This window comes from Streptomyces bikiniensis (assembly GCF_000716625.1).
GTDB lineage: Bacteria > Actinomycetota > Actinomycetes > Streptomycetales > Streptomycetaceae > Streptomyces > Streptomyces bikiniensis.
Genome location: NZ_JNXJ01000103.1, coordinates 1 through 1,376, shown reverse-complemented (window position 1 = coordinate 1,376; position 1,376 = coordinate 1). Strand labels below are relative to the sequence as shown.

Here is a 1,376-nt window from a genome sequence, read left to right as displayed (position 1 = left end):
ACTGATCGTTTCAGAATGCCGTCCTGCGGAGACGCTGGCAGCCCATGGAACAATCCCTTCAGCCACGGGCTCAGGGGGGATGACGCCGCATGGAACGGGTTGAGGATGCACGGGAGCTCGTGCTCGGTTACGTCCGTGCTCTGCACGCAATTGACGAGGCCATGAGGGTGGCGATCCCCTCGCTGGAGCGCCTGGGAGATGTCCTCGGCCTGGTCCGTTCGCGCCGGATCATCAGCCGGAGTGGACACGTCGGCACCTACTCCTACACGGTTCATGGGGCAGGGTGCCGCTTCGTCAGCGGCGACGGCACGGAGGTCGATGTCGACTTCGCGGCCGACGGGAGCGAAGTCTTCGACTTCTGGCGGCTGCGCTGGTACGGGCTGAGCCTGCCGGAGCCTCTTGACGTCACGGATCAGGACCTGCGGTCCGCGGTGCGGTCCCTGAAACCGCTTCTGGACGAGGTGCGACCAGGGTGGTTCAGCGTCGCCAACTGATCGCTCAGGATGAGGAACGCAGGCGGCGCAGGCATATGAGGCTGCAGGCCAGCTCGAGCAGGCCCTGGTGGAGATCGGCGCGTCGCTCGTAGCGGGTGCGGAGCCGTTTGAACTGGTGCAGCCAGGCGAAGGCGCGCTCGACCACCCAACGCACCTTCCCCAATCCGGAGCCGTGGGCGACGCCTCGTCGCGCGATCAACGGCTTGATGCCGCGCTTCCACAGCAGACGGCGGTACTTGTCGAAGTCGTATCCCCGATCGGCATACAGCCGCCGGGGCTTGCGACGAGGCCGCCCTCGCAGACCCCGGATCGGCGGGACAGCATCGAGCAGCGGCAGGAGTTGAGTGACATCGTGCCGGTTACCGCCGGTGAGAGTGACGGCGAGCGGGGTTCCATGACGGTCGACGATCAAGTGGTGTTTGGAGCCGGGGCGGGCACGGTCGACGGGCGAGGGGCCGACGTGATCCCCCCTTTCAGGGCCCGGACATGCGAGCCATCCACGGCACAGTCGTCCAGGTCCAGCGAGTCCGCGCGGCGCAGCTCGGCCAGCAATGCGGCATGCAGGCGCGGCCATACGCCGGCCTCGGTCCAGTCTCGCAGCCGGCGCCAGGCCGTCACCCCTGAGCAGCCCACGGTCTCGGCCGGGACGTCGCGCCAGGCGACGCCGGTCCGCAGGACGTACATGATGCCGCCAAGAGCCGCCCGGTCCGGAACGCGAAGCCGCCCGGGATGCCGGCGGCGTCGTTCGGGAACGGGTGGCAGCAACGGAGCCACCCGCTCCCACAGGTCATCCGGGACAAGATCAGCACGCACCCGGACACCCTGCCGACCAAGATCACCGAGCACAAGACCCACGGCTCATCTCATTCTGAAACGATCAGT

At 67.7% G+C, this 1,376-nt stretch carries 2 protein-coding genes; one reads left to right on the top strand and one right to left on the bottom strand.

From position 1 onward, the window contains the following. Positions 1 to 89 precede the first annotated feature (89 nt). On the top strand, positions 90 to 494 hold the full coding sequence (locus OO47_RS32905; protein WP_030223475.1) for a DUF6896 domain-containing protein: 405 nt from the start codon (positions 90 to 92) through the stop codon (positions 492 to 494). Between the two features lie 4 nt (positions 495 to 498). Here the strand turns inward: OO47_RS32905 and OO47_RS32900 are convergent. Beyond that, positions 499 to 1,307 (bottom strand): IS5 family transposase gene (locus OO47_RS32900; RefSeq protein ID WP_106969521.1). Its coding sequence is split into 2 segments (ribosomal slippage): positions 499 to 968 and positions 968 to 1,307, totalling 810 coding nucleotides; the frame shifts between segments, so codons are not numbered across the junction. Between the last annotated feature and the right edge of the window lie 69 nt (positions 1,308 to 1,376).